Below are 2,736 nucleotides of genomic sequence, written 5' to 3' on the forward strand. Positions count from 1 at the left end.
CCGATAGTTACCGCAGTGGCATGTCCTTGACGCGTGCGATGATGTCAGGATCGCCGACGAAGTCCTCGAGGAAGCTTTGCCATTCCTCTGTTGATATCCGGGCAGCCCTGAGCATGTCGCGAAGTTCGCCGATGCCGTCGTCCGTGAGGGCAGATTGGTAGGTTTCCTGGTCGACCTGGACACTGACGATATTGCCGTAGGTGAGGTTGTCGTCGTTGCTGACAATGGCTTCGAGGAGGTCCAGATCCTCGCCAAGCAGATTGGCGACGTGACTGAGCATGCAGACGGAGGTGGTCTTCGCCATCAGGCAGCGTCTCTGCTGGGCTGACGTTTCGCTTGCCACAACCAAGGCAGCAGCTCGTCGATCCGGTTGATCTTGTGATCATGGACACGGTCGAGGATATCGGCCAGCCAGGCCTGCGGATCAAGCCCGTTCATCTTGGCGGTTTCGATGAGCGTCATGGCCTGGGCCAGCGTTTCGCCACCGCTATCCGAGCCCGCGAAGAGCCAGTTCTTCCGCCCGATGCCGATCGGGCGCATGGCACGCTCGGCCGGGTTGTTATCGATGCCAACCCGGCCGTCTTCGAGGAAGAGCTCGAAGGAGGGCCAGCGACTGAGGCCGTAACGGATGGCCTTGGCGAGATCGCTCTTCCCCGGAATGCGCAGCAGCTGGGCCTCGGCCCAGGCCTTGAAGGCATCCACCATGGGACGGGAATGCTGCTGACGCGTAGCCTGTCGCAGTGCCGCCGGCTGGCCGGCAATCTCGCGCTCGACATCGTAGATCCCGCCGATCCGGTCGAGGGCCTCCCGCGCGATCTCTGACTTCGTGGTTTCCCACACATCGTGGAAGTCGCGCCGCAAGTGCGCCCAGCACGCGGCCTCTCGGAACTGGCTGCTGCCATCCGCGCGCTGTTCGTAGAGTGGATTGAAGCCGGCATAGGCATCTGCCTGAAGGATGCCACGGCTGGCTTGTAGGTGGCGCCGTGCCGGCCCAAGGTCGTTGGTCAGAGATATAGGCCCAGATCCGGCCTTGCTTGACACCCTTGCCGAGACCGCGGTCCCGACGTGACCGGTCCAGCACGCGGATCGGAGTGTCATCTGCATGCAGCACGGGCGCGGCCATGACTTCCGCTTCGATCCGCTCGATGACAGGGGCGAGCACCTTCATGGCGCGCCCGCACTAGTCCAGCAGCGTGCTGTCAGGGATGTCGGCGCCCATGCGGGCGTAGATCTCGTGCTGACGATACAATGGAAGGTGGTCGTCGAACTTCGAGACGAGGATCTGCGCCAGCAGGCCCGGCCCGGCCATGCTGCCGGGGATCGGACGGCTCGGGGCCGCAGGCTGCACCATCTTCTCACACCGGCGGCAGGACTTCTTCACCCGCGCAATCTGAATGACCCTCACCTGCGCCGCGACCAGGTCGAGCAACTCGCTGACGTCCTCACCCACCACTCGCAGGTCACCCCCACAATCGGGGCAACAGGAGCCAGGGTCGAGCTCCCGACGTTCGCGGGGCGTTGCCTCCGACACGCGCGGACGTCGGCGGGGCTTCGCCTCGGCAGCAGGAGCATCGGCCGCGGCTGGCTCATCGTCTTCGACCGGCCCGTCGCGCTGTTCGGCGACCCCGACCAGCAGATCCTCCAGCGCCAGCTCCAGCTGGCGATCTCGCGCTCGATCTTTTCCGAGGATTTACCAAAGGCCTGCTTCTGCAACTTGGCGATCCGCAGGCACAAGGCCTGGACCAGTTGCTCGTGGGCCTGGAGCGTGGCCGACATGCGCGCATTCTCTGCCTGAAGCGCGGCAATCATCGCGTTCAGGACCGCGGGGTCGTCAGAGAGAATACGGGCATCAGCGGACATGCCGACTGATATCATGCGCAGGTCGAGGCTGCCAATAAAACAAGGAGTTTCAGACGGATAATCTACTACCCGACCCGTGCTGGTGGCGCGCGCCAGTTCGGACGCCTCCAGTCGATCCCTTCCCAGAGCATCGCCAGTTGGGCGGAGGTCAGCCGCGCGACCCCGGCCTCGGTGTTTGACCAAGGGAAACGCCCGCGCTCGAGAACCTTGTAGTAGAGGCAGAAGCCCTGGCCATCCCAGTAAAGCAGCCTCAGCCGATCCCCCTTGCGCCCCCGAAACGCGAAGACCGCGCCGCCGGTGGGCTTCTGGCGCAACACGTCCTGAGCCAGGGCAGAGAGACCGGCAATTCCCTTCCGCATGTCAGTTGCGCCGCCGGCCAAGTAGACGCGAACGCTGGTGCCCGGACCGATCATGCCGTTTCCACCGCACGGATCAGCCGGGTCAGCGCCTCGCCATCCATACTGCTGTCAAACCGCAGGCAACGACCATTGGAAAGCCGCAGTTCCACAAGGACCGACCGAGAGGGTGCAGGGGATTGAGCGGGTTCGGAATGCGGCCCGAAATCGACCGGCAGAAAGACCGCGCCCCGAACCGGCGACCAAAGTCCCTTCTTCTTCAGGTCACGACGCCAGCCATAGACCTGCGACCGCGTGAACTCGTGCCGTTGGGCAACCTGCGTGACTGAGGCCCCGCCAACACCCACCTCGAGCAAGATCTCGAGCTTCTCGTCATCACTCCGCCGCCGGCGCCGCTCAACGCCCAGAACCTCGCCCAGCATAGCATCTCCCGCTAAGACACCTGCATAACTACGTCTTTATGAACGTGTCTTAGCTCACCCAGCCTTCTTCAGGCAGGCGGCACCAATCGGTCGGTTAC

At 63.7% G+C, this 2,736-nt stretch carries 3 protein-coding genes and 1 pseudogene; all 4 read right to left on the reverse strand.

The features are described 5' to 3' along the window. Nucleotides 1-7: 7 nt before the first annotated feature. Nucleotides 8-304, reverse strand: a complete 297-nt coding sequence (locus tag OC184_RS19810) for a hypothetical protein (RefSeq protein ID WP_265508909.1) — start codon at nucleotides 302-304, stop codon at nucleotides 8-10. Then, a pseudogene (gene tnpC, locus OC184_RS20645) lies at nucleotides 304-1,860 on the reverse strand (IS66 family transposase). The gene OC184_RS19810 and the pseudogene tnpC overlap by 1 nt, the downstream one beginning before the upstream one ends. A 65-nt stretch (nucleotides 1,861-1,925) precedes the next feature. Beyond that, a complete protein-coding gene (gene tnpB, locus OC184_RS19825; protein WP_265508911.1) occupies nucleotides 1,926-2,273 on the reverse strand; it encodes an IS66 family insertion sequence element accessory protein TnpB in 348 nt (115 codons plus the stop codon). Beyond that, complete coding sequence (tnpA, locus tag OC184_RS19830) at nucleotides 2,270-2,638, reverse strand: IS66-like element accessory protein TnpA (protein WP_265508912.1); 369 nt, start codon at nucleotides 2,636-2,638, stop codon at nucleotides 2,270-2,272. Before tnpA ends, tnpB begins: the two co-directional genes overlap by 4 nt. Between the last annotated feature and the right edge of the window lie 98 nt (nucleotides 2,639-2,736).

This window comes from Paracoccus rhizosphaerae, assembly GCF_026162645.1.
Classification (GTDB): Bacteria; Pseudomonadota; Alphaproteobacteria; order Rhodobacterales; family Rhodobacteraceae; genus Paracoccus; species Paracoccus rhizosphaerae.